The organism is Pontibacter pudoricolor, assembly GCF_010092985.1.
In the GTDB taxonomy this organism is placed as follows: Bacteria; Bacteroidota; Bacteroidia; order Cytophagales; family Hymenobacteraceae; genus Pontibacter; species Pontibacter pudoricolor.
Genome location: NZ_CP048106.1, coordinates 2,361,312 through 2,387,515 on the forward strand (window position 1 = coordinate 2,361,312; position 26,204 = coordinate 2,387,515).

Here is a 26,204-nt window from a genome sequence, read left to right on the forward strand (position 1 = left end):
GCAAACGTATGAGTTTATCCACCACAAGTATAAAACGGCCGGTTTTTACAATTGTAATTAACCTGATGCTCATCCTGTTCGGTTTGATCGGGTATAGCTTCCTGGGCGTTCGCGAATATCCATCCATCGATCCGGCTATAGTTTCGGTAAGCACCAGTTACTCAGGCGCAAACGCCGACATTATTGAGTCTCAGATAACGGAGCCGCTCGAGAAGGCCATTAACTCAATTGACGGTATCCGGAACATTTCCTCCTCCAGTAACCAGGGCCGTAGCAACATCAACATCGAATTTAACCTTGACAAAGACCTGGAAGAGGCTGCCAACGACGTGCGTGACAAAGTTTCGCAGGCAGTACGAAGCCTACCACAGGATATTGATGCACCGCCGGTAGTTTCCAAAGCCGATGCTGACTCGGAGCCTATCATTACCATGACGGTACAGAGTGCCACCCGCGACCAGTTGCAGTTGAGTGATTATGCTGAAAACGTGATCTCGCAGCGTATCCAAACTATACCAGGCGTTAGTAGCGTGCAAATCTGGGGACAGAAACGATATGCCATGCGCCTTTGGATAGACCCGATGAAGCTTGCCTCTTACGGCCTGACAGTTGGAGATGTGCGCACTGCCCTGAATCGCGAAAACGTAGAGTTGCCATCCGGTAAGATTAGCGGTGATAACACGGAGCTTATAGTTAAAACACTGGGCAACATGTCGTCGGCTGAGCAGTTCAATAACCTTATTGTAAAATCGGACGGTAACAAGATCATCCGTTTCAGCGATATTGGGACTGCAGAGCTTGGTCCTGAGAACCTGGAAACGAAGATGAGCAACTCCGGTCAGCCAATGGTCGGTATGGCGATCATCCCGCAGCCGGGCACTAACTACCTCGACATTTCGGATAAATTCTATGAGCAGTTTGAGAAGCTTAAAAACGATCTGCCGGAAGATATAAAGCTGGATATTGCGATGGATAACACCATCTTTATCAAGCAATCAGTTACTGAAGTTGCGGAAACTATCCTGATTTCGCTGGTACTGGTTATCCTGATCATTTACCTGTTCTTCCGCGACTGGAGCATTGCTTTCCGACCGCTTATCGATATTCCGGTATCCCTTATCGCGACCTTCTTTATCATGTACCTGTGCGGGTTCTCGGTAAACGTGCTTACGCTGCTGGCGGTAGTACTGGCCACAGGGCTTGTGGTGGATGACGGTATTGTGGTAACGGAGAACATTTTCAAGAAAGTAGAAGAAGGTATGTCGCCGATAGAGGCTGCTATTAAAGGTTCGAATGAGATTTTTATGGCGGTAATTTCCATCTCTATTACGCTGGCTGCCGTGTTTTTGCCTGTTATCTTCCTCGAAGGTTTCGTTGGGCGGCTCTTCCGGGAATTTGGTGTGGTAATCGGGGCGGCGGTGCTGATATCAGCCTTCGTGTCGCTTACGCTTACGCCAATGCTTAACGCGTACCTGATGAAAGGCGGACACCAGGAGAAAACGAAATTCTACAACTATACTGAGCCTTTCTTCCAGAAAATGAACGCCGGGTATGCCAGCGCGCTGTCCGGGTTTATGAAACGTAAATGGCTTAGTTTCCCGATCCTTTTGTTTTGCATCGGCCTTACTGCTCTGTTTTATACAGTCTTACAGAAAGAGACAGCTCCTTATGATGACCGGAGCATGTTGCGTGTACAGGTAAGTGCCCCTGAGGGAGCATCTTATGAGTATACCGACCGGTTTATGCAGGAACTGACACAACTTGTGAATGACTCTGTACCGGAAAAAGCAGTAAACCTGGTAATTACCTCTCCGGGTTGGGGTGGCGCTGGTTCCGTGAACAATGGTATGATGCGTCTGGCGCTTCTGCCGCCAACAGACCGTGAGCGCTCTCAGAAAGAACTTGCCGATTACCTGACTGCACAGACACGTAAATATTCGGAGGGTCGGATTATGGTAACGCAGCAGCCTACCATTTCGGTGAACCGTCGTGGTGGACAACCAATCCAGTACATCATTCAGGCACCTAACTTCCAGAAGCTAGAAGAAAAGATTCCTGAGTTTATGGAAGAGGCCAGCAAAGACCCGACCTTCTCGAACGTAGACATAAACCTGAAGTTTAACAAGCCAGAGATCAACATAACTATAGACCGCGAGAAAGCGCAGAGTTTAGGTGTATCGGTGATCGATGTGGCGCAGACGCTACAGTTATCGTTGAGCGGACAGCGTTTCGGTTACTTTTTAATGAACGGCAGACAGTACCAGGTAATGGGCCAGTTTGACCGTCCTGACCGCAACGACCCGCTGGACCTGACCTCCCTGTTCGTGCGCAGCAAGGATGGCCAGTTGATCCAGTTAGATAACCTGGTAACCATGCAGGAGCGCAGCAGCCCGCCGCAACTATACCACAACAACCGTTACATGTCAGCTACAGTTTCGGCCGGTCTTGCGCCGGGCATGAGTATAGGCGATGGAATTGATGCAATGGACCGCATTAAAGAAAAAGTACTGGACGACACCTTTACCACAGACCTTGGCGGTGAGTCACGTGACTTTGTTGAGAGTGGTTCGAACACGATGTTTGCCTTCGGGTTGGCGTTGCTACTTATTTACTTGATCCTGGCAGCGCAGTTCGAAAGCTTTATAGATCCGTTCATCATTATCTTAACTGTGCCAATGGCGGTAGCCGGTGCCATGCTTTCGTTGTGGCTGTTTGGCCAGACCTGGAACATTTTCAGCCAGATCGGTACCATTATGCTCATAGGGCTCGTCACGAAGAACGGGATTCTGATAGTCGAGTTTGCGAACCAGCTCCGGGAACAGGGCAAGCCTAAGATGGAGGCCATCCTGGAAGCTTCGGAGGCTCGTCTGCGCCCGATCCTGATGACAAGTTTGGCCATTGCCCTGGGTGCTCTGCCAATTGCCCTGGCACTGGGTGCAGCTGCTCAAAGCCGTATGGGCATGGGTGTTGTAATTGTAGGTGGTACCTTGTTCTCGCTTATACTTACTCTGTTTGTTATCCCGGCTATCTATGCAATGTGGTCCAGAGAGCGCAAGCACCACCCGGAATTTGATCAAATAGAAGAGTTTGAAAAGGCAACTGTTTAATTTTTAACCTGATCTATCTTACCAATACTTATATGAAGTATAAAATTGCTGTCCTGTTTGCGTTTGCCCTGATGCTGCTGAGTGGCAGGGCAAATGCTCAGGAAGTTCTCACCCTGGAAGAAGCTATCCGGATTACGCTGGAGCGAAATTATGATATAAAGCTTATTGCCAATGACCTGGAGATAAGCAGAAACAACGTAAGCGCAGGCAATGCAGGCATGTTACCTGTTGTGGAAGGTAACCTTGTCCAGAACAATACCATTCAGAATAGCTCGCAGACCCGTGAAAGCGGACAGGAAGTTGAGCGGAATGGTGCTAAAGGCTCTACGTTGAACTATGGGGTCGGCCTGAATTGGACTGTTTTTGACGGCTTCGGAATGTTTGCCCGTTATGACCAGCTGAAAGAACTCCGGAAACTCGGCGAAGCCAACCTGCAGCAGACTATACTCACGCGCGTAGCCGACGTTACAAGCGTATACTATAACCTGGTACAGCAGCAGCAGCAACTTAAAGCACTGGATACGGCTATGGTTATTTCCAGGGAACGTGTACAAACTGCTCAGAACCGTTTTGAGATCGGTAAAGCTGCCCGCCTGGAGGTACTGAATGCACAGGTAGATTTCAATACCGACACAACCAACATTCTGCGCCAGCGCGAACTATACCAGAATACCCAAACGCAACTTAATGAACTGATGGCCCGTGATGCAAACACGCGTTTCAGAGTGGCAGAAACTATAACAATTGATGATCAGCTGAACTTCTCGGAATTATCTGCGAAAGCCGTTCAGCAGAATCCATCATTACAGGCAGCTCTTATCAGCAAGCGGGTAGCCGAACTCGACCTGAGACAGGTAAAAGCGAACAGACTACCGACTATATCGCTCAACTCCGGCTATAACCTGAGCCGTTCCGAATCTGCACTTGGTTTCACAACCTTATCTACGGGCAAGGGTTTTAACTATGGCATATCGGCTTCTGTACCTATTTTCAATGGATTTCAGCAGCGTCGCAACCAACAGAATGCCAGCATAAATATCAGCAGCGCAGAACTGGAATATGAACGCCTGAATCAAACTATAAATACGCAGCTTACTACGGCCTACAATACCTATCAAACCAGTTTATCGCTGGTAAAATTAGAAGAGAAAAACCAGGAGATCGCCAAGCGCAACCTGGAAATAACTATGGAGAAATTCCGCATCGGCAGCATTACTCCCATCGAGTTTCGTGAGGCGCAGCTAAACTATGTGAATGCTACGGTACGCTACAGCAACGCCCAATACCTGGCGAAACTGGCGGAGGTATCGCTTAAAGAAATTGCAGGCGTCCTGACATTTTAATATCCTGAGTGCAGCTCCAGCTGCTACCTTCTTAAACTATAAAAGTATAGCGTTTTGCTATACTTTTATAGTTTATAGCCATATCTTCGATTTGTAAAGCAAAATGGCGTATGCCCCACCTCGAACTTTTTCAGACACTGGCAATCTCACTGGCGCTCGGCCTGTTAGTTGGCTTGCAGCGGCAGCATCAGAACGCACGCATTGCCGGTATCCGTACCTTTCCGCTCATTACGTTATTCGGAACTGTTTGCGCCCTGCTGGCCCAGGACTTTGGTGGCTGGATTTTAGGGGCTGGTGCACTTGGTACTACAGCACTGTTGTTAGCAGCAAACCTGATGCAACGCCTTGATGAGAAAGTAGATGTAGGCCAGACTACCGAAGCCGCGCTTTTGCTGATGTTTGCCGTAGGTGCTTACCTGGTAACCGGAAAAACAGCAGTAGGCGTGGCACTTGGCGGAGCGGTGGCTGTATTGTTACATCTAAAAGAGACACTACACCAGGCTGTCTCCCGCCTGGGTGAGAAAGACCTGCATGCCATTATGCAGTTTGTAGTCATCTCGCTGGTTATACTTCCGGTACTGCCAAACCAGGCTTATGGCCCCTATCAGGTACTGAACCCATACAATATCTGGCTGATGGTGGTGCTTATAGTTGGCATTGGCCTGGCGGGTTATTTTGCTTACAAGATTTTTGGAGACAAAGCAGGCACCCTGTTGGGCGGCATACTGGGCGGACTCATTTCAAGTACTGCTACTACCGTAAGTTATGCCAAACGATCTAAGGAAGGAGCTGCAAAAAACACGAACTATAACCTGATCGCTCTGGTAATATTTATTGCTACCGCTATATCTTTGGTGCGCATTATGGTGGAGGTAGCAGTAGTGGCACCGGGTACACTGGCTATAGTTGCCCCACCGCTTGCTGCCCTGGTCCTGCTCATGGCGGTACTCATCGTACTCGGGTTCTTTTTTAAGAAAGAAAACGCAGGGCGTATGCCGGAACAGGAAAACCCTGCCCAGCTTAAAACCGCGCTTATATTCGGGGCTATTTATGCAATTGTTATAGTTGCTACCTCTGCTGCCAAAGACCACTTCGGCAATAGCGGTCTGTACATTGTAGCCATTATTTCCGGCCTAACTGATGTAGACGCCATTACACTTTCCACTTCCAGGTTAATGAACGCTGAAACTATAGATCAGCAAACAGGCTGGAAAGTAATCATGATCGCCGCACTTTCTAATATTGGGTTTAAAGGTGCTATGGTAGCCGTATTGGCAAACCGTCCTCTATTTGTTAGGGTGGCCTTGCTCTTTGGACTTTCGCTTGTAGCAGGTTTGCTTATAGTTTGGCTGTGGCCGGAGCGTCTTATATTGGATTGGTTTGGGAAGTAGATTTACTTAGTAGTGCATGGCTTAATATTCCAAACCCTGCCTTTCAATCAACTCTCCTTATCAAGGATTGCAGCATCAGGCTGCCTTTGTTGAAGGTCAATCACTATAGTTTTCAGAAAACCTTGCAGGTAGTGGCCTATAATCAGTTGTAGCCCAATACCAGTTCGTATGTCTTCCGCAGTTTCTTACTTTACAAGCTTTCCGAAAGCACGCTGCCCGGCACTTCCTGGTCCCCCTAGTTTAGCCTTCCTTTTTATGCGAATTTGAATGTCCGCAACAGAAAATTTTCGGACACAGATGTCTGAAACAGCAAGTTATTCACCTTAGCCAGACTGCTATAGTGCAAACACCAACAATGGCTCGTTTTCTCCTTCTTAAACTCTAAACAACTTCCTTATTAACAAACTCTTATTAAACCATTTTGATGTTAGATTCCTCTACGGGACTACTTTAATAAAAAAGTCCCTTCACATCAAATGGATATGCTTTTTTGGTTCGATAAATTTTTCCTTCGGCTGAGCATATCGAACTTACTCAGAATCGATCAGCCATAGTTCTGAGAGAATTTAACTGTCGGCCTTACTTCAGTTAATACCACGCTATTCGCACCATCACCTAGGCTACCGTTACTTATAGCAGCAAACCAGGAGAAGAATACATTAACCTGCTAATTAAACGACATTCCTCAGCGACAAATACCCAGTCATCTTCCTAGTAATTAGAAGCTTCGCTTTCGACAAATGCTGCGGATATTACACACTTAATCCCACAGAGTCTTAGTTTGTTTAAACCCTTAAAGCCAGGGAGCCACCCGACAATCAAGTTGGGTGGCTTCTTACTTCAATCTATTTTCAGGGAAATAGAACCATCAGCAGGCTCAATAATTTCCCTACCGGATAATCAACGCGCTTTTACCTGAAGCAGGTATTACTTTCGTTCCAGCTGACTGGACAGTGTATCGTCCGCCGAAACCTAAACCTGCCATGTTTTGATGCATGGAAATGTTGGCTCCCCCAGCAGAGACCACATTGGCACCTCCTGCAGATACTACGTTTGCTCCACCAGCAGAAACCACGTTTCCTCCACCAGGCGATACAACATTCATCCCACCTGCCGCAACCACATTCGCCCCACCAGCAGAGACTACATTCATGCCTCCTGCTGCTACCACACCGCCTCCGTTTTTCGAAATCAAGGCTACAGCTACCTGTTCGCCATTTAGGTATAGTCCCGTCAGTTGGTTGCCATTGGTGGTGTCTACTGTTTTGATTTGGGCATTATGCTTTTTAAGAGAAGTCTGAAACTCAGCTACAAAACGTTTTAACTGCGCATAGTTAGCCCATGTACCACCGTTATAGTTATTCACATTCAGCTCCAATGCAACAGGTTCTCTCCGGTAAAGCTCTCTGTAAGCTTTAAAGATCCAAGGGTCACCTTCCAGTTTCACTGTTTTCACTGGAGATGAAGTGTTTGCATTACCTGCGCTTTTACTTTGGTAGCCTTTAATGTAGCTCTTTAGGTCCGCATAACTTGCCCAGGAGCCATCGTTATAGTTCCGAATATTGCACTCATCTGCTGTCGGATTACGGCGAAATTCCTGTTGATAGATTTGCACAATCCAGGGATCGCAATTCTGGGTAGAAGAATTAGAAGATTTTACTGCTGATTGCCGGCTCTTATAGCTTTTGATATAGCCAGCCAATTCCTCATAACTGTTCCAAGAGCCATTGTTATAGTTAAGGATATTACATTCCTCGGCTGTAGGTGTTGCATTGTACTGCTGTTTGTAGATTTGAACAATCCAAGGGTCACAATTTTGCGCGTTTGCTTCTGTCAAGAAAAGCAGGGTGAGACAAAAAGGAATAAGTAAAGTCTTTAAGTTCATGAGTGATTGAATTTAGTGGATTGACTATGTGAGCACTTTAAGTTTATTGGGTTATGTAGGTTAGTAAATAGCTTATTTACACTTTTGAAGCCGGCAATCGGGTTTTAACAACTATAAATATAATCTTTTCTGTTAAATATATAGACTTAACAAGATATTTAATTTACTTCTTAGAATACTCAATAAATACAAAAACCCGTCTATTTATAAAAAAGCGGGTTTTTGTATTTAGCTTAATAAAAAAGCAAGCAACTATTTTTCTCTTACTTACACTTCCTTCGATTACCGATCACGTGGCTATTTTACGTGATTGGATTTCCTAGCCAGTAATGCTTCTCATCCCTACTTGGCAGGGCAATCTGAAGTTGAAATACCTTGCAGGTATATGTGCTTACAAGGCTATCATCTTTAACTTTTGCGTTAACTTAGTCTATAAACTTACACTTTAATAAATTTCATGCTATTGAATTAGAAAATTAGTCTTCTATTTCAAATGAAAAACCCATCTCATCCTCTCCTCTACCACCTATACCATCGAACCTTATTTTGGTATCAGAAATTATAGTAATTGCCAGCCAAGCTTCTTCCTGGCCATCATTCATAAAGACTAATTTCCCGGTACCTTTATCTATTTTCCATTGGTGAGCACCACTCCAATTGTTATTATAGCTTATGTCAAAAGATTTAGCGTTACAATTATAAGTGTGTTCTTCTGATTTAATGTTCTTTGTTAGGGTAGTTGAACTAAAAGAAAACGTCCCTTCAACAAATCTAGTTTTATCATAAATTCCAGCCGGATAACACGTTTTGTTACCTAAATTTTTAAAATTAAATTGCTCTTCTCCATCTACAATATAGGATGTAAGTTTCCATGGGCTTCCATTTATCAGCCTGGTTACTATGCCCAGCGTAGCTTTAAATGCAACAGGAGCTCCATTTACCAAAGTGCCATCCCCTTTTCTCACCATCGCTTCAACTCTTTGATCCGCGGAAGGCGTTTGATGCATCTTCCAGGTTACTTCAGTCATGCCTTGGGCATCAGTAACTGTCTTAGCTGCGCTTAAGGTACCATTTCCTGATTTAACAGTCCATTCTACCTCTATGTCCTTCAAGGCATTTCCATCTGCATCTATCACTTTTACTTTCAAAGGCTTCGCTAACAGCTTACCCGGTTCACCTTCCTGGTTATTTCCGTCTACCAGCGAAACAGCATGTGGTTGAGCAGGCCTGTAAATAGCAGTCACTTTTTTGGTAAGAAGCACGCCCAGGTTATTATCCGTAAATAAAACATCAAAACTGAATGGCTTATCCTGCAGGCCGGTAGCAGTGCTGGTTGCAACAAGGTTAAACTTACCATCTGCTGCAGGAGTAGCCGAGAGTTGAATCTTGGCATCGGAGATATTCTTAAAAGCTACTTTACCGGATGGTAGTGGTAGTTCTTTCTTAGCAGCCTGGGTCTTTATCGGATCTTTATATTCCGGGATGCTTGGGCCGGACCCAAAGAACCAGCTTTTGATTTTATTGGTAGTTGCCAAAATGGTATTGTACGATTCCTGCATTTTGGCCAGGTACTTGAAGGTAGTGGCAAAAAAGGCTACAGAAGAACCGGCATCTGTTTTTACCAGTGTTCGGTATTCACCATTTAAGGTCAGCACTTTTGCTTTATCTTTGTTAAAGACAGTCTCATCTGCTGCTGCTTGTCTTCCACCGGGAATTACCACGCCTACACGGTTACCAGAAAATGATTCAAGTATTGTCTCTGCCACACCTTTTAACAGGGCTATTCTTTGTGCTTCAGAATGTGCCTTCACAAAAAAACCAACACTTGTGGCCATACAAGCTGCGGCTGCTACCTTATCAAATAACAATGGGGAAGGAAGCATAGCTAACTGTGTACCAAGAAATAAGCTTACAGAACCGGCAATCATGCTTTTTACAAAGTTCTTCCCGGTTCTGTAAATTTCTTCGCCGGGGTCGGCAGTATTATTTATTCTATAGTTATTCGGATCAGGCTCATCTAAACTAAACTCGCTTTCATCTGGTGTTATACTTTGCAGCATGTAGGCTAGCTTTAACTGTTCTTCAGCAGTCAGTTTAGAGAAGTTCTCTTTCACAGCCTGGTTCTGCTGATTCAATACAGCTATGTAGGCAGGATCCAACTGTATAATAGGATCATTTACATACGCTTGCAGTTTTTTCGCAACAGCATCTAATTCAGTTGTAAAAGAATTGGCCACAGCAGCAGGGTTAGTTATCGTCGTATAAGCTCCTACTGTCAAATCAAGTTGCTTACTGATACCTATTCCGCTGTAATTAACCACTACATTTCCGGAAGCAAGTACAGGCATGATAAAAAGTACCTGGTTAGAATCCCCGGCAAAAACCTGCACGTCCAGTTCTCCAACTTTAATTACAGAAGTAGAAGTAATCTCAGGTTTATCTGCCGCCTGAGAAATTACTATTTGCCCGGGAGTAGCTGTTTTAGTAAGAAGTGAAATAGACTCTGTAGCAGCGGGTGACGGATCCTCTGATGAACTACAGGCTACGACAAAAAAAATTGTTAAGAAAAAGAGTATGTATCTTTTCATATACTAAGAATTAAGGGTGGATTTGATGCAAAAGGCGGTGGGTTGTCTTATGTTACATCAATAATTGATATGACAAACATACTCTTAATACCTATACATTTCCTATACCAAGAAGTAGGTATTAAATTCTAGAAGCATCTTATACCACTGAGTATTAACCATCTGTAATTAAATAATTACTTTAAAATTGGAATAAGGGATAAGGATTTCATCCTATAGATAAATAGAACTTAATAATGGATCGTAATTTGAACCTTTTCAAGTTCAAGCATACAACTTATAACTTCGAATTCACCAGGGTTTATTAAGTTGAATATGTTTGAAATTATACTTATTAAAGGTTTCAAATTCATATTTTTCATAAAAGCATGAATTTAAGATTCTCTACAGGCTACTATCATAAAAAAGCCGCTTCACACTACATGAAGCGGCTTTTCGCCAGATGATCACCTAAAATAGAATTTACCCGAAGCTAGGGTTTGAAATTAAAAGTGCCCTCAGTCTTATTCTGAAATTGGCTTAAAAATTATACCTGTTACTGCAGCAGATAGAGTTCGGTATTGCGATTATCGCGGCCTTTCTCGTGGGGTACCTCGCATTCCAGGCTGCTGAAAAACTGTTTTACTTGTCGATATGGTTCCTAACCTTCAAAGCACGGTGGCACCTTACATGGTCCCTTGCCTTAAATCTGGCAGCACGCTCTTCTGTTCAGAGGAAAAGTCTTCGTGCCTGACAACCATATATATATATATTAATTTCAACCAGCTATAATCTGGCAGCAGCTACCAGATACACGGTTGCATTGATATGTTTTGGAGGCAGCTCCAATCTTAAATACTATCTAAATTAGCAGGATTTTACAAGCTATATCAGTGCAGAACATCTTTCCTTTACATTCCAAACCGGCGAGTAAGAAGCCCGGAGCGACTATGCTAATACGACAGAAAGAAGCCCTTTGCCTATACAAGGCCGCGTGTTCCAGAAATATATTATTTTTTATATGATATCTCTAAATAAATCCCTACTCCTGCTTTGCCTGGGTATTAGTTTCAGTTTTTCGTCTCTGGCGGATGAGGCAAACAGCAAATACGCCGTTACCATACACCTGACGGAAATTAAGGACGATAAAGTGAAGGTAACCCTGCAGGCCCCTGCCATCTTCCAGGATGAAATCGTTTACAATATGCCAAAGATGGTGCCTGGGACCTATGCTATCTCAGACTTTGGAAAATTTTTGACACAGTTTGAAGCCTTTGACAGAAATGGTAATACATTAAAGGTAGAACGCCTGGATGTGAACAGATGGAAAATTCTAAATGCAAAAACACTGCATCAGCTTACATACTGGGTGGATGACAGCTTTGATACTCCCCGCCAGGAGGACATCATATTTGAGCCCGCAGGTACTAACATACAGGAAAACGAAAATTTCCTCCTTAATACCTATGGCTTCGTTGGATACTTTGATGGTATGAAACAGGTACCTTTTGAATTAACAGTACAAAAACCTGAAGGCTTCTATGGGTCTACATCCCTGCAGGCGATCTCATCCACAAAAACGAGTGACAAGTTTTCAGTTACCAATTACATGCAGCTGGCAGATAGTCCGCTAATGTACAACATGCCGGATACAACAGTAGTGTTCGTCGGAAATACCGAAGTGCTTGTTTCTCTTTATAATCCAACAGGAAACGTCACGTCAAAACCTATTGCAGCAAATGTACAGGACATCCTACAGGCACAGCGTACTTATCTTGGAGGTACGTTGCCAGTCGAAAAGTATGCGTTCCTTATCTATGTTTCAGAAGAAAAAGGAAAATCAGGTGGCTTCGGAGCGCTGGAACATTCCTACTCTTCGGTTTACTTCTTACCTGAAATGCCTTCAGAAAAATTCAGTGCACAAATAAGAGACATTGCCTCACATGAGTTTTTCCATATTGTAACGCCACTCTCGATTCATTCTGAAGAAATTGGTGATTTTGATTTCATTAACCCTAAAATGTCAAAGCACTTATGGCTTTATGAAGGGGTAACAGAATATTTTGCTTCGCATGTACAGGCCTTTGAAAAGCTTATGCCCGTTCAGGATTACCTGGAAAGGCTTAAAGAGTATATCTATACTTCCAGAAGACATTATAATGATACCCTTCCTTTCACAGAAATGAGCTCCCATGTTCTGACTAAATATGCAAGGGAATACGGCAATGTGTATCAGAAAGGGGCATTGATCGGGATGGTGCTTGACATTCGCCTGAGGGAATTATCTGGAGGAATGTATGGGTTACGTGACCTCCTCCAGGATTTATCAACTACATATGGCAAAGATCATGCGTTTAAGGATGAGGAGCTATTTGACCAGATCGCTGCGCTCACAGCCCCTGAGATCAGAGAATTCTTTACACGCTACGTTGAAGGAAACGAACCTCTTCCACTTCAGGAAACCTTTCTAAAAGTAGGAATAAGCTATAAGCCTGCTCTGAAAACAGTAAATACTATAGGGGGCTTCATCCCTTCCTATGATACAGCTTCAGGAACGTTTAAGATTCCTGAAACAGCAAGTCTGGACCATTTTGGTATTACTGTAGGATTCAAACCAGGTGACCAGTTACTTGCCGTGAATGGCACCAGCATCACAAAAGAAAACATTCATCAACTGCTCGGAGCAGGTTTCCAAAAAGAAATCCCCGGGAACAGCATTAGCTTCGTGGTTGGCCGGAAGTACAAATCCGGCAACGTAAAGGAAAGAAAACTAAGGGGGAAAGTCACCACTGTTGATCGGGAAGACAAACCCGTTCTGATGTTACTGGATAATGCAACGGATAAACAGGTAACGTTACGCAATACCTGGTTAAACATTTAACTTTCGCAACAGACATACAGGGTGAAGGCTCCTGTTCAGAACAGGAGCCTTCACCCTGTAAGGTAACCCGGTAGTCACAAATAAGTTATCTAACAGATGAGTGTACCCTGGAGGAGCTGTTCCATCCAGGACGCAAATGTTTTACAGGGCATAAATCCCTCCTGTAACAGAAACTTTATAAATTCTTTCCTGTCCAGACTCTTACAGGGCCTGTAATGCCAATGCTTATTTTCTATCCAGGGAACATGTACATGATCCGACTCTTTAATATCATGGAACTTCAGCGAAGCACATACTAATTTAAACAGGTGTTCATCCGTGGTTTTTAAAGTTAAAACTTTATGGTCATCCAATGTAAAACAGTTCGTCCCTGCCACCGTCTTGAAACTCATTTCAACAAAACCGTTCTCAAGTGTATCAGCACAATTTCTCCTGATAAATCCGACTATGGCAACTTTTGTTGTTAAGGTGTGACTAATAAATAGTTCTGCCTTGTTTTTTTTCCTACAGTAATCTTTAACAGTTATTGTAAAACTGTCTATTCTGGGTATCAAACCCAGCAAATGAAAAAATATGCCCTCCAGATGGTCATTTCCCAGGACTACTGTTATGGTGAAATGGCGGCTGATAGCAGGTTTTGAAACAACAAAATGGTCAATATCACCCGGCAACTCCAGGAGCCCATTTTCTGCAGATTTCACGATTCCTGTAGGATAAATAAAGGAAGATTGTCCTGCTTTCGGCTGGTACGGAACCATTTCCTTGCCTACATATACGTTATGAGACAGCCCCACTGCATCTTCCAACGGGTTGAAGTTTCCATCACAGGAAAGCGGTATAGCTTCCAGCAAAAGGAAGTCCCGTATGCCTATAACTTTCGCATAATCCCGGCCGTTTCGGATGGCGCTCCCCAGCTCTTCTTCATGAACATAAAAATTAACCATGGCGCTGACTTTCTTGCTAAATACACCTCTTACAAGTAAATACCATAGTTCTTTTCCCATAGCTTCCATTATTCTGACCTTAGTAAAGCTAGGAGTCATCAGAATAGAGATCATTGTATTTTGCTGCTAATTTTATTATCTGCCTTATCCTGTGTTGCCCATCAGAATCAGGAAACAACAGTTAATGGGAAAAAACAAGGCACTCTAAGCCTGTATGTTTTATAGGTAATATTTCATAAAAAATGCCTTGGTTATTTCGTAACCAAGGCACCTGAGATAATGTACTGGAGGTCAATGCTTATTATAAAACTATTTTAGAAGGTGAAACACCTTTTATTTTCTTAAAACTTTTACTGAAGGCAGCCAGGTCTGTAAAGTTTAATTGCGTAGCGATGTCCACCCAGGTCAGTCCCTGCTTCCTCAGCTCAATGCTTTTATCAATTCGCTTTTTAAAGAGGTAATTGTAGGGACTATCGCCAAAGCATTGCTTGAAAAGCCTGTAGAAACGAAATTCGGACAGGCAGCTGGATTCGGCTACCTGCCTGATACTTAACTCAGAGAAAATGCTGTCATCCAACATCTCTTTCCCTGTCAGTAATCGTTTAAACACCTCTTTACGGGTCGATAATTTTGCCGTATCCAGCTTGTAATAAGATCTGATCGTTTCCGTACTTCCTTTCACTACCAGTGTGGTCAGTTCGTAGATCAGCTCCATTGCAGGCCTGTCCAGCGTACCGGCTGCAGATGAAGTCATAATATATTGCAGCAACTCCTGCAGTCTCGTATCCGCCCTGGCTTCGTTTACAAATAACTCAGGGGTCAAAAGATACTGGCTTGTGGTGTTATAGTTATCCAGTTCATCCGGGTAAATCATTTGCAGTAACAGTTCATTTACCAGGTTGGAATCTATGTCAACACATATGGCCTTTGTCCCAACTCTGTTGTTAATGGTTATGTCGAGTACAGCCAGTGATTCGTTGACCAGAAGATATTTGCCATCAGTCAGGTGGTAGCGCTTATTCCGCAGCCAGTAGTTTTCCTGGCCATCCGCCACAAATTTCAACCCCAGTCCCTGCGGTTTTATTTCATCTTCAAGGGAAGTAAGGCAGGAACTCATGATCCGGTTCCTGGTCTTTCTCTCTTTAAGCGCCTGGTAATTTCTATCCGTTACATGCAATACTTCGCAGCTATGATTATCGCCCAACGTGCTGCCTGCTGAAGGTCCACGCTCCACTTTTTCCATCATTCATTGTTTTTAAAACTTAAATATAGAAACATTCCATCTGAATGGGTATAGTGAAGCAGCACCAACATCAAAAAAGGCAGGATTTTACAAGTTGCCCATTAACAAAGTGTGTTCCTTTGTATCCTGAGAGGAATTTTCTTTTTAATTTAAATCACGCCGGAAACTATCCTTTTGCATTAAACCAAACCAGCTGATATGAACACTTTTTTATGGGGCTACCTGAAACAGATAGCGGCACTGCTTTTTCTACTAAATATGCTAACAGCCGTTCAGGCTAATGCCCAGGAACTGAAACGGCGTGCCTCTCTCGGAATACGTGCCGCTCCCCTTTCTGATTCTTTGGCAAATGTTTATGCTTTAAAATCAGGGGTAGTGGTATCTGCGGTGGCTGCAAACCTGACAGCCTCTGCCCTAGGTATTAAGCAGGGAGATGTGCTGCTTTCTGTAAACAAAAGAACCCTGCATACTCCTGCTCAGCTTGCTGAACTTGGCCAGGAACTGTACCCGGGACAACCTATTAACATACAACTTTTGCGCAATGGTAAAAAGAAAAGTATAAAAGGGAAAGCGGTGGCCAAACCTTTGGAGAAAGCTGACAAAGCAGATGTGGTATATGGGCAGGTACCGTTCCGGAAAGGGCTTCTACGCACCATAACGTATACTCCTAAAACAGCAGGCAAACACCCGGCAATACTTTTTATACCTGGTTTTCCATGCCGTTCTATAGACGATTATACAACGTCTGCCTATAACCAGCTTATAAGAGGCTGGAGTGACCTGGGGTACGTGGTGATGCTGGTAGAAAAACCGGGATTAGGAGATAACATGAATACACCTGCCTGCATCGACATTGACCTGTCCACGGAAATCGAAGCATTTGAGCAGGGCCTGTTAAAACTAAAGCAACTGCCGCAGGTTCATCCTGATAACGTTTTCATTTTCGGCCATTCGATGGGAGGAATAGTGGCACCTGTACTTAGCCAGAAATATCAATTGAAAGGTGTTATGGTATACGGCAGCCCTTATCGTCCTTGGTTTGAATTCGCTACTGAAATGTTCCGTTTCCAGGCACCTACCACCGGAAAAGACTATGTAGCTCATGAAGCAACCATGCGCCAGCTGCACCATGTCATGTACCGTTTCTTTGTACTGGGCCAGCATCCCGATACCATTGCAGCAGCAGACCCTGCCTTTAAAAAAATACTTGAAGAGGAATTCCAGCACACTGGCGGTGACATGTTCTGGTCCAGGGATTACCGTTACTGGCAGGAAATAGATGAACTGAACCTGACAAAAGCCTGGGCGCAAACCGATGAACATGTACTATCTATCTGGGGTGAGTATGACTTTGAGATTGTAAATGCAGAAGACCACAAACGCATTGTAGAAGTGGTTAACCATTATCATCCGGGTCACGCCACTTTCCTGACGATGCCTGAAACCAACCACTCGCTTATAGTGGTACCTGGTATGGCCGAAGGTGTAGCCCAAATGAACAAGCGTGACTTAGAATATAATAAAACACACTTTAACAAAAACCTGGTCACAGAAACCGATGCCTGGATGCGTAAAATCATGAATAGTAAATAAGCCTTTTTACATTGGCATCATTTTAAAATGCCTACCAGCTCGATCTCTGTATACTGAATTAAATTCCGACATTCATTCTGTTTTTCTTTTACATTTTAACGCATATGGTTTGCTTTTCCCCGGATTGTAAAGATTTCATAAAAGTGCCTACACTTGTGTGCTTCCTGGTCCTGTTCTGCTCCTTTCAAAGTATAGCGCAGAATGAGCGCAACCTGCTACCAGAACCTACCGGTGCATATGCCATCGGAACAAAGAACTTAGAGCTGACTGATCTTAGTCGAAACGATCTGTTTAGAGCCAGCCATAAAAGAAAAGTGCCTGTGCAGGTATGGTACCCTACAAAGGTTACACGCGGAACCAAAGCGGCTTATCTGCCTGATAAAAAATTTGTGGAGCTGCTGATCAAAAATAAGTATAACCACCAGGATAGCGCTGCGCTTGTCCGGATGGCTACGCAACAAACACACGCCTGGCAGGATGCACCGCTGGTTAAAGGGCGTCGCTTTCCATTGATTCTGTTCTCGCATGGGCTTGGGGTTTCCAGATTTAACTATGCAGCTATAGCCGAAGAACTGGCCAGCCAGGGCTATGTTGTGGTAACGATAGACCATCCGTATGGTGGGTTTACGCAGTTATCTGATGGCAGCTTTTTAAGCTCTCGCATGGATACGGTCTTGTATACTGACCACGGTGACGAAGCCCTGCAGACCCGCATGAGGGAATGGTCGGAAGATGTCATATTTGTTTTAAACAGCGCGCTTACCCGTGACAATGCACTTGGAAAATTACTGGCTCGTCACATCAATGAAACTAAAATAGCAGCTATGGGACACTCCTTAGGTGGAAACGTGGCCTTGAAACTTCCGGCTATTGATCAGCGCATAAAGGCCAGTATAAACCTGGACGGAGGTAGTTTCCAGAATATGGAAGGCGCAAAGCCTGCTGCTCCTTCGCTTACGATAAGAAGCCAGCCAGTGTACACTTCTGAAGAGCTGGCAAAGCGGGGCCGCACTACGGCTGATTGGGAAAAAATGGGGAAAGAGATTGATGCCAGTTTTCATGAAGCCCTCGAAGGTGCAGGGAATGCTTATGAAATTAAGATAGCCGGTGCTGGCCATATGAGCTTCAGTGATGCACCATTTGTATTGCCGGACATGATAAACAGATTTGGTGGTAAAATTATCTCTCCAAAGAAGGGACAGAAGATTATGATGACTGCCATACTCGATTTTATGCAAACCACTTTTTCTTCAAACCGGAAACAACATAAAACCTCAGTGCTTAATTATGAAGAAGTTAGTATAAGAGCATTTTAAACAACGCTTTTTTTAGTTTTATACTTTCGGAAATGCCATTAAAGATTTCAAATGCCACCTGATAAAGGTGCTACAACCACTAAGATATCGTCGAAATAACAGAAACAGTGAACTGTCAGCTGAACTTAGCACTATAGCTCATCCGTTGGATAACTCTTAAGCTATACCATATTGCACAGCCCTGTTATAAACCAACTGCCGGCTTCCATTATATAATCTTGGAATTGTCGTTTACTATAGTATGAACACCTGTTCCACTACTCTGGTAAGTTTTCCATCAGGGTTCCCAGCTTACTTCATATAATCGATTCTGTTCAGGGCTCCCTGCGGGGCCAGCCTTTTTGTTTGAACTCTCCTGGAGTAAGCTTGCCCTGCTGGCAGGAAAAGACGAACTGAACCTGACAAAAGCCTGGGCGCAAACGGAGGAACATGTATTATCTATCCGGGGCGGGTATGATTTTGACATTGTAAATGCGCAGGATCATAAACGTATTGCAGAAGCGGTCACCTATTATCATCCGGGCTATGCCACATTCCTGACAATGCCTGAAAAAAACCACTCACTTATCCTTGTACCGGGCATGGCCGAAGGCGTTGCTCAACCTAACAAGCGCAACCAGGTGTATCATAAAGCTAACTGTAACAAAACCCTGACTACAGAAACGGATGCCTGGATGAAGCGGGTGATGGAACGGCTTAAGCTTACATAAGAGTTTAAGTTTAAGCTGTTTTTAAAGTATAATCCCTGTCTGCATGAGGTAGCGCAGACAGGGATTATTTTTTCCTGGTGATCCGATTATAGAAGCGTATTAAAGAAATTAACCACTGAAATCGCATCCTCCTCTTTATGCAGTTTCAGTTTATACTTGCGGGCATAACTTTTAACTTCATCCTCAAATTCACCAAAACTGCTATAATTGTTCCTGCCTTTGAGCTCTGCCAGCAGGTTACCAACTGCCAGGTACAACTTCTCTGATATTAGAATTGCGCCATTTTTGCTGCCCACATCCATAGTGGCGGAATAATTAGGAGGCACCTGTTGCAGTTCATAGCGTTTCAATAGCGCTGCCCTTTCCCCTTTTACCAGTACCTTAAGAAAACCTGTATTGGTAAGGCCATCCGAATTATACATTGAAGCATTCACAAATTCTGAGCGTATCGAATCATTCCCTTCCATCATCTCGAACTGCTTTACGTATTGTCCGCCCAGCACTTTAATCCCATCCGGAAAATCAATCTCAAACAGGTTATTCTTCAAATCATATTTTAATGGTACATCAGGTATTTTATGGCCCGACGAAGTATAGATCGTTCCTTGCAACCATTCCTCCACGAGGTAAACCGATCCTTTTGTTGTCAGTTCTTTGTCTTTGACCTCTGCGATATTATCCAGTCGCATAATACTTGTCTGGAGGGTGGTGGTAACATCAACGGGAGGTATATCCCGGGCAGGGATTCCGCCTCTTTGTGCATAAACACTTGTTGCGCTTAGTCCTATGGTTAGCGCTGCAATCCAGGCTGATTTTTGAAGTCATAATCTTATTCATCTTCTTTCAATTTAAAACGTTTGTTCACTGCTCATAAAAAAGGGGTGAGCGAATGCTCCCCCCTTTCGTTGTTTGTTGTTGTTAAAATTGGTCTTCCGGGAAGCCGGTTCTTCGGTGGCCTGATACATGATAAATTGCATCCGGATCATCGCTGAACTTTACCTGAAAGTAGATACTGTCAGTCTTGATCTTCGTTCTGGATAAACCACCATCTTTGATCACCTTACCATTCGCAATACTTACCTTGTTATCAACATTAATATTTGAAGCATCTGTAACAGAGAATGACAGGTTGCTCATCTGTAACCCTGATTTAATTTTAAAATCCCGGAAGTTACCATGATCGTCTACCCAGATCTCAGTAGGCTTGTTGGCTGCTGTGTTATAGGTTAGTAGCGCCGTGTAACCTGCATTTTCTACATCTTCAAATTTTCCCGGGCTTGTTTCTACTTTATAGGTTACCCACCACTCTCCCGACACAGGATAAGTTGAAGTATACTCAACTTCAGGCGCATCTTTTTCGCAGGAGCTTAGAGTTGCCCATGCCGTAAGAAATGCTGCTACATATAGTAATTTAATTCTTTTCATGATACTTGAAATTTTTGCTTTAAAATGTATGCCTATGATTTGATCCACACCTTGGTCTGATCGATTAAGGGAAAAGTAGGCCTGGACATGAGCATGTCAAGTTTTCCCGTCTGCGGATTCCAGGTGCCGTATCCAAAAATTCTGACAGCACTTTCCTGTTGTGGAACCTGTACATTGGCAGCATCCGTACAGATAATGTAGGCCCCGATCTTCACAGAGCTTCCACCCCCCCAGATATTGGTCGCATAAAAAACACCATCCGCTACTTTTGTAATAGTGGAAACCGGTGACGAGCCACTTTTATATACTCCTGTCAGGTCTATAGAAGGATCAGCTTCCTTATCCAGTACAAACACATAGCGTTTAACACTACTCTCATATCCATCTGAGTTCTTGGCACTGTAGTAGATAACATATAGCCCAGGCACGTTTGTGTCAAGCTCATTCAGGTAAGTAACCTCACTCGGCTGTGTCTTTCCGGGGACGATAAAGGGGCTCCCTACCACAGTTTTAGTTACAGTGAGGGTCTGTCCTTTTTCTTCAGCAGTAACACCTAAGTCTGTAAAGATGTCTCCCTTAACGAGTGTTACAACTGCATCCCCCTTCATATGGAAATCTGCAAAGTAAGTTAGTCGGGAGATTCCTTCAGTATCCAGCTCTTTCTCACAACCTGAGAAAGTAAAGGCAGCGAAAAACAACAATAGAATTGCTTTATGTATTCTTTTCATGATTTAAATTCTGTTAAGTTTATTTAACGTCCCACCAGACTGGCTTTGTAATAGGCTCCTGTGTTTGAGGCGCATTTGGATTGCGCTGCACCTCATTTTGTGGCCAGGGCAGGCGTGTCGGGAACTGTTTGCCTGATGTTACACCATCAAGTGGGTAAGTAAACTCACCCGGTACATAGGCTTCGTTGGTAGCCGCAACAGCACTTGTTGCAGGGTAGCCCGTTCGGTTGCGCTCAATGTAAGCCTCTATACCCTGATAGGTACCCGCTAAGGATGCCCACTTCTGAACAATGATCGCTTTCAACTTTCCTTCAAAAGAGGCTTCTTCAGAATAAGGATACAACCCATTCCGCGAAACTCCCATTTGCTGGAAAGAGGCATTTACACCGGCTTCGTATAATGTTGCCGCCTCCTCTGTTCCCAATCCCCGCAGTGCTGCTTCAGCTTGCAAAAAGTAACTTTCTGCTTTTGAAATAAAGTATACCGGTGCGGTTTCTGTAATCAGTGCTCTGGAGACAGTACCCGGCACTAACTGCGACGTAGAGATGCTGGATGTACCCTGTACCATCGCCTTATGGCCACCTGAACCTGGGATATATACTTTATCCAGACGCGGGTCCTGGTTGGCCTGCAGGAACGAGAAAAACGTATGGCTTGCCTTCAGGTTCTGGTTTGTGTTCAGGGCAGGGCTCTGATCTCTTTCAAACAACGGGTTACGCTTGCTGGTCGCATCTGAGAAGATAGCTATACGGGCATCCGTGTTCAGAAACTTAGCTCCGGCTGCATACATTTTCTGTAAACCGGCTTCTGCCACACCCGGACGGGCATAAACCTGGCGCAGGTATATTTTAAGCTTTAGTGTATTGGCAAACCGTACCCACTGCTCCATATCGCCTTTAAAAACGACGTCGCCGTTGCTTAAAGCCGGAGAAGCTTTTGCCGCAATTGGAAGTGCAAGTGCTTTATCAAGCCGCACGATCAGCGAATCGTAAACAACCTGACCATCCCGGAAAACAGGCGTCAGGTTCTGATGCGTTTCGCCTTGCCCTACTTCGTCAAATGGAATTTTGTCATAAAGGTCTGCTAATACCTGGTAGTTGTATGCTTCCATCACGGTTGCCATCAGGTAGGCATTCCAGTCATTTGCTTTAGCTGCCTTGCTTTTCACAAATCTATAGTCATTCAGGGCACCGGCAAACTGCTCTGTCCAGCTGTTCGAGAAATTGGAAGGCTGGATGTTGAACTGGTCGATGGTCACATACTGGTTAGAGCCATTGTTCTGGGTGTAGTACTGCGACCAGATGCCACCAAGTATAGCGTACTCGCCACCAACCACACTTGCGGTTGTAGTTACGGCTACCGGCAACACAAGCTCCACCGGTGCGTCAACGGGCACGTTAGGGTCCTGGTTAACGTCCAGGAAATCTTCGCAGGATGTCGTGAAAAGCAACGACGCGACGATCCCTATATGTATAAAAATCTTTTTCATGTTATGCTGTGTTTAGCTTATTAATGATGATAATTAGAATCCAACTTTCAGGCTTACACCGAAACTTCTGGTAGTTGGCCCGGCAGCAAATTCGCCTACTTCACTCATAAGGTCGTTACCGAAAGTGGTAGACTCCGGGTCGATGATGTTGTTATCCTCTGGTGTCCACATTAACAGGTTGCGGCCAACAAGACTGATATTTACCGTGTTGAAAGGCGTGCGCTGCACCAGCGAAGCCGGCAGGTTATAGCCCAGAACCACTTCTCTCAACTTCACGAACGATCTGTCTTTCAGGTGTTCCTGCTCTATAGCCGGATTGTAAGTTGGGTTCCAGTAATTGGCGATGTGTTCCATGTCAATAGGTGTGGTATTCTCTCTGGTAATCGGGTTACCTTTTTCATCCTTATCGATAATTCCATCACCATTCGCATCAACACCCACCACTGAACCCGGTATAATAAATGGTTGGCGGTCGTTGTACAATGTGTTGGTTGTGTTACCCACGAATTGTGTAAGGCGCTGCGTATAGGAGTAGAATAAACCACCTTTTCGATAGTCAATACCAAAAGATAAATTAAGGCCTTTGTAATCGAAGGAGTTGTTCAGCCCCATCAGGAATTTAGCTTGCGCGTTCCCCAGAATCTCATCTTTTGAAGCACGGAGCGGCATACCGGTTGTTTCATTAACTATAATGTTGCCTTCCGCATCTTTTTGGTAAGCAGGACCTTTAAACACACCTAACGGCTGACCTTCTATAGCCACAAAATCAATATTGAAAGGGTCTGCTATGATAACCTGCTCTAACCCCTCACGCAGTTTTATAACTTTGTTGCGGTTATTGGAGAACGTGTAACGTACATCCCAACGGAAATCATTGGTGCTAACCGGTGTGGAGCTCAATAATAACTCGATACCCTTGTTCTCTACCTTACCGAAGTTCATGATTTTGGAAGTATACCCTGATGAGGCTGCTACAGGAACTGCCAGAATCTGATCTGTTGTAGCGCTGTTGTAATAAGAAATATCGGCATTGATGCGGTTGCGCAGGAAGCTTACGTTCAAACCAAACTCATATTCCGTTGTGATCTCTGGCTTCAGGTGCGGGTTGCCCAGTTGGTTCGATAATCCAAAACCATTTCTACCATCAATCGGGAACTGAATATTACCTGAACCCATCTCTATATAACCAGCCTCTAAAGCAGATTTAATACTATAAGGATCAGCGTCGTTACCGGTCTGCCCCCAGGCTGCTCTTACCTGGCCATAAGAAAGGATAGATGGCAATAACTCAGGGAACACCTCAGAGAACACAAAGCTGGCATTTACTCCTGGGTAGAAGAAAGAGTTCTTGTTAGACGGCAGCGTGGAAGACCAGTCGTTGCGGGCACTCATGTTTAAGAAGGCGTAGTTCTTGTAGCCAAATTCAGCTTGTGCATAAGCTCCGTACAGTCTTCTGAGTGTCTCCGTAATTGCAACTGTTGCCGGATCTTTAGAATTGGATAAGTGATAGTACCCTGGTATACTTAAACCGGTAATGTAGGCATAGTTTTCCTTGTTGTAGCGCTCGTTCACATTATAGCCTAATATACCGTTCAGGTGCAGGTCTTCGGTTACGTTATGGCTGGTAGAAAGTATAAAGTCTGCGTTCAGTTCCCTTGCGAAAAGCGCTCGCTCATTTACACGCCCCGGAGAATTTGATCCGCCACCTGCCAGTACAGGGCTGTCTTCTGCCAGTGTATAAGCTGAGATCCAGTCTTTGTATAAGGTGTTCGATACATCGCCACCGCCACGCAGCGTAGCAGTCAGCCAGGTATTAAGTTTATACCCCAGGTTCACATTGCCATAAATCCTGTTCTCTTCGTAGTCGTTACCGTTAGCTGTTAAGGCATAGTATGGGTTCTGGGCATAGCCTGTAAAGTAGTTATCCAGGTTGTTGAATTTGTTATCAAGGTCTCTCATATCCACGATACTGAAGTCCCTCGGTATCTGGATGATTTCCTGGAAAAGTGTAGAACCACCCCCTTCGCCCTGGCCGGCTGTTACAACCTTGGAGTCTTTACGCACATAATTTATACTTGACGAAGCAGACAGTTTCTGTCCCTCTGTTGCTCCCCTGAAGGAAAGTGTATTCCGTTTGTAAGAGTCAGCGTCTGTCGGAATAATACCATTCTCAGAGGCATTGCCATATGACAGGTAGTAAGATGATTTCTCAGAGCCGCCACTTAACGCTAGGGTATTCAGATAAGCAGTTCCTGTCTCAAAAAAGTCTTTCAGGTTGTTTTTCTGGGCTGCAAAGGGTTTCAGCTGCTGCGAGTTGTCCACCACATTACCCCAAAGGCGGTCTTTGCCGTGCAGTTTTGGACCCCAGCTACCGTTCTCGTTCGAGATCCACTCCCCGCTCCATCCCTGGCCAAAGGTGTTTTGCAGTTGTGGCAGGAATAAGGGTGCCGAAAAAGTTGCGGATGACGTATAATCGATCTTCACTTTTTCGCCTGCTTTGCCTTTTTTAGTAGTGATAAGTATAACACCGTTTGCAGCGCGTGAACCATATAATGATGTGGCAGATGCTCCCTTTAAAATAGAGATAGACGCAATATCATCCGGGTTAATGTCATTGGCACGGTTACCAAAGTCCTGTGTTCTGTCTACCGAGCCTTTTTTACCCGCCTGGAAATTACCAGCGCCGTTATCAATTGGCACACCATCCACTACATACAAGGGGTTGTTATTACCGCCTATAGAGGAGTACCCACGAAGTATAACCTTGGTAGAAGCACCCGGAGCGCCGGAAGCAGAAGAAATGTTTACACCTGCCACTTTACCCTGCAGCGAGTTCATGGGATTAGAAGATCTGGCCTTGGTTATTTCATCTGCTTTTACCGTGCTGGCAGCATATCCAAGCGACTTTTCTTCCCTTTCCACACCCAGAGCCGTTACAACTACTTCCTGCAACTGTTTTGTATCCTGGCCTAGTGTTACACTTATAGTTGTGGCATCGCCAACAGCTTTTTCAACCACGTTGTAGCCAATAAAACGAAACTGCAGCGTTGCACCGCTGGCGGGCACATTTAGCGTGTAGTCACCGCCTACACCGGTGACTGTACCCGTTGATGTGCCTTTAACTACCACACTCACGCCTGGTAACGGAATTCCGGTTTCGGCATCAGTCACTTTACCTGAAACCGTTCGGCTCTGTGCCCACGCCTGACTGACAAGCGCTAACAACAAAGCCAAGTTCAAAAACAAAATTTTTCTCATAGAACTTGTTTAGAAAGATTGATTAATTGATTTAAGGAATTATTAAAACTGGCTTCTGAGCTGAATGCTGAAAGCGGATGCACCCGTAGCCAGTGAGGCATTTTAACTTTCAGGTTTCAGCGTCTTAGAGGAAAATGCGTGTTGCCACCCGGTTTGCAGACCGAACTATAGCCTTCTGCATGGCACAGTCTTTAGCAGCTGACCAGGTGGAATTGCGTTCGTTGTTTGTGTAACTCTAGTTTTACAGTTGCAAAGGAATCGGTCTTTTCAGCAGATCAGTTGTATTATCCTGCTTATTCGGGGATCGTAGTGTTTGGAAGGAAA

Annotated in this window: 16 protein-coding genes; 7 read left to right on the top strand and 9 right to left on the bottom strand. The window is 44.4% G+C overall.

Going from position 1 to position 26,204, the window contains the following annotated elements:
* Window positions 1-8 precede the first annotated feature (8 nt).
* The 3 genes from GSQ66_RS10150 (at window position 9) to GSQ66_RS10160 (ending at window position 5,841) form a co-directional block, all read left to right on the top strand.
* Entirely contained in the window at window positions 9-3,107 is a 3,099-nt protein-coding gene (locus GSQ66_RS10150) for an efflux RND transporter permease subunit (RefSeq protein WP_162427366.1), read from the top strand.
* 32 nt (window positions 3,108-3,139) lie between these two features.
* Window positions 3,140-4,450, top strand: a complete 1,311-nt coding sequence (locus GSQ66_RS10155; RefSeq protein WP_162427367.1) for a TolC family protein — start codon at window positions 3,140-3,142, stop codon at window positions 4,448-4,450.
* A 110-nt stretch (window positions 4,451-4,560) separates the two neighbouring features.
* Complete coding sequence (locus tag GSQ66_RS10160; RefSeq protein ID WP_162427368.1) at window positions 4,561-5,841, top strand: MgtC/SapB family protein; 1,281 nt, start codon at window positions 4,561-4,563, stop codon at window positions 5,839-5,841.
* Window positions 5,842-6,730: 889 nt separating this feature from the next.
* On the opposite strand, the gene GSQ66_RS10165 is transcribed toward GSQ66_RS10160, so the two are convergent.
* Both GSQ66_RS10165 and GSQ66_RS10170 read right to left on the bottom strand, forming a co-directional pair.
* Entirely contained in the window at window positions 6,731-7,726 is a 996-nt protein-coding gene (locus tag GSQ66_RS10165; RefSeq protein WP_162427369.1) for a hypothetical protein, read from the bottom strand.
* A 476-nt stretch (window positions 7,727-8,202) separates the two neighbouring features.
* The gene (locus GSQ66_RS10170; RefSeq protein ID WP_162427370.1) at window positions 8,203-10,314 is read right to left on the bottom strand and encodes an Ig-like domain-containing protein; all 2,112 of its coding nucleotides are present in this window, start codon (window positions 10,312-10,314) and stop codon (window positions 8,203-8,205) included.
* Window positions 10,315-11,314: 1,000 nt separating this feature from the next.
* On the opposite strand from GSQ66_RS10170, the gene GSQ66_RS10175 reads away from it, so the two are divergent.
* Window positions 11,315-13,174, top strand: a complete 1,860-nt coding sequence (locus GSQ66_RS10175; protein WP_238395640.1) for a M61 family metallopeptidase — start codon at window positions 11,315-11,317, stop codon at window positions 13,172-13,174.
* A gap of 89 nt (window positions 13,175-13,263) precedes the next feature.
* Here the strand turns inward: GSQ66_RS10175 and GSQ66_RS10180 are convergent, their stop codons facing one another.
* Together GSQ66_RS10180 and GSQ66_RS10185 are read right to left on the bottom strand one after the other, a co-directional pair.
* Complete coding sequence (locus GSQ66_RS10180; RefSeq protein ID WP_162427371.1) at window positions 13,264-14,178, bottom strand: hypothetical protein; 915 nt, start codon at window positions 14,176-14,178, stop codon at window positions 13,264-13,266.
* 241 nt (window positions 14,179-14,419) lie between these two features.
* A complete protein-coding gene (locus tag GSQ66_RS10185; protein ID WP_162427372.1) occupies window positions 14,420-15,364 on the bottom strand; it encodes a helix-turn-helix domain-containing protein in 945 nt (314 codons plus the stop codon).
* A gap of 195 nt (window positions 15,365-15,559) precedes the next feature.
* Here GSQ66_RS10185 and GSQ66_RS10190 point away from each other — a divergent pair, with 195 nt between their 5' ends.
* From GSQ66_RS10190 to GSQ66_RS10200, 3 genes are all read left to right on the top strand, one after another.
* Entirely contained in the window at window positions 15,560-16,954 is a 1,395-nt protein-coding gene (locus GSQ66_RS10190; RefSeq protein ID WP_162427373.1) for an alpha/beta fold hydrolase, read from the top strand.
* 143 nt (window positions 16,955-17,097) lie between these two features.
* Entirely contained in the window at window positions 17,098-18,270 is a 1,173-nt protein-coding gene (locus GSQ66_RS10195) for an alpha/beta hydrolase family protein (protein ID WP_162427374.1), read from the top strand.
* A gap of 341 nt (window positions 18,271-18,611) precedes the next feature.
* Window positions 18,612-18,980, top strand: coding sequence for a hypothetical protein (locus GSQ66_RS10200; RefSeq protein WP_162427375.1), 369 nt, complete (start codon window positions 18,612-18,614; stop codon window positions 18,978-18,980).
* Window positions 18,981-19,066: 86 nt separating this feature from the next.
* Here the strand turns inward: GSQ66_RS10200 and GSQ66_RS10205 are convergent, their stop codons facing one another.
* The 5 genes from GSQ66_RS10205 to GSQ66_RS10225 all read right to left on the bottom strand — a co-directional run bounded on the left by GSQ66_RS10205 (window position 19,067) and on the right by GSQ66_RS10225 (window position 25,880).
* Entirely contained in the window at window positions 19,067-19,669 is a 603-nt protein-coding gene (locus GSQ66_RS10205) for a hypothetical protein (protein ID WP_162427376.1), read from the bottom strand.
* A gap of 229 nt (window positions 19,670-19,898) precedes the next feature.
* Window positions 19,899-20,405, bottom strand: coding sequence for a lipid-binding protein (locus GSQ66_RS10210; RefSeq protein ID WP_162427377.1), 507 nt, complete (start codon window positions 20,403-20,405; stop codon window positions 19,899-19,901).
* A 32-nt stretch (window positions 20,406-20,437) separates the two neighbouring features.
* Window positions 20,438-21,133 (bottom strand): immunoglobulin-like domain-containing protein, encoded by a 696-nt coding sequence (locus GSQ66_RS10215; protein ID WP_162427378.1) that lies wholly within the window; start codon window positions 21,131-21,133, stop codon window positions 20,438-20,440.
* 19 nt (window positions 21,134-21,152) lie between these two features.
* Window positions 21,153-22,622 (bottom strand): SusD/RagB family nutrient-binding outer membrane lipoprotein, encoded by a 1,470-nt coding sequence (locus GSQ66_RS10220; RefSeq protein ID WP_162427379.1) that lies wholly within the window; start codon window positions 22,620-22,622, stop codon window positions 21,153-21,155.
* A 33-nt stretch (window positions 22,623-22,655) separates the two neighbouring features.
* Entirely contained in the window at window positions 22,656-25,880 is a 3,225-nt protein-coding gene (locus tag GSQ66_RS10225; RefSeq protein WP_162427380.1) for a SusC/RagA family TonB-linked outer membrane protein, read from the bottom strand.
* Between the last annotated feature and the right edge of the window lie 324 nt (window positions 25,881-26,204).

Bases quoted from the DNA above. Each gene is read 5' to 3' on its own strand.
- GSQ66_RS10215 (WP_162427378.1), bottom strand. From the start codon at position 21,133: ATGAAAAGAATACATAAAGCAATTCTATTGTTGTTTTTCGCTGCCTTT.
- GSQ66_RS10225 (WP_162427380.1), bottom strand. From the start codon at position 25,880: ATGAGAAAAATTTTGTTTTTGAACTTGGCTTTGTTGTTAGCGCTTGTC.
- GSQ66_RS10210 (WP_162427377.1), bottom strand. From the start codon at position 20,405: ATGAAAAGAATTAAATTACTATATGTAGCAGCATTTCTTACGGCATGG.
- GSQ66_RS10170 (WP_162427370.1), bottom strand. From the start codon at position 10,314: ATGAAAAGATACATACTCTTTTTCTTAACAATTTTTTTTGTCGTAGCC.
- GSQ66_RS10190 (WP_162427373.1), top strand. From the start codon at position 15,560: ATGAACACTTTTTTATGGGGCTACCTGAAACAGATAGCGGCACTGCTT.
- GSQ66_RS10150 (WP_162427366.1), top strand. From the start codon at position 9: ATGAGTTTATCCACCACAAGTATAAAACGGCCGGTTTTTACAATTGTA.
- GSQ66_RS10160 (WP_162427368.1), top strand. From the start codon at position 4,561: ATGCCCCACCTCGAACTTTTTCAGACACTGGCAATCTCACTGGCGCTC.
- GSQ66_RS10155 (WP_162427367.1), top strand. From the start codon at position 3,140: ATGAAGTATAAAATTGCTGTCCTGTTTGCGTTTGCCCTGATGCTGCTG.
- GSQ66_RS10165 (WP_162427369.1), bottom strand. From the start codon at position 7,726: ATGAACTTAAAGACTTTACTTATTCCTTTTTGTCTCACCCTGCTTTTC.
- GSQ66_RS10205 (WP_162427376.1), bottom strand. From the start codon at position 19,669: ATGCGACTGGATAATATCGCAGAGGTCAAAGACAAAGAACTGACAACA.
- GSQ66_RS10175 (WP_238395640.1), top strand. From the start codon at position 11,315: ATGATATCTCTAAATAAATCCCTACTCCTGCTTTGCCTGGGTATTAGT.
- GSQ66_RS10180 (WP_162427371.1), bottom strand. From the start codon at position 14,178: ATGGGAAAAGAACTATGGTATTTACTTGTAAGAGGTGTATTTAGCAAG.
- GSQ66_RS10220 (WP_162427379.1), bottom strand. From the start codon at position 22,622: ATGAAAAAGATTTTTATACATATAGGGATCGTCGCGTCGTTGCTTTTC.
- GSQ66_RS10185 (WP_162427372.1), bottom strand. From the start codon at position 15,364: ATGATGGAAAAAGTGGAGCGTGGACCTTCAGCAGGCAGCACGTTGGGC.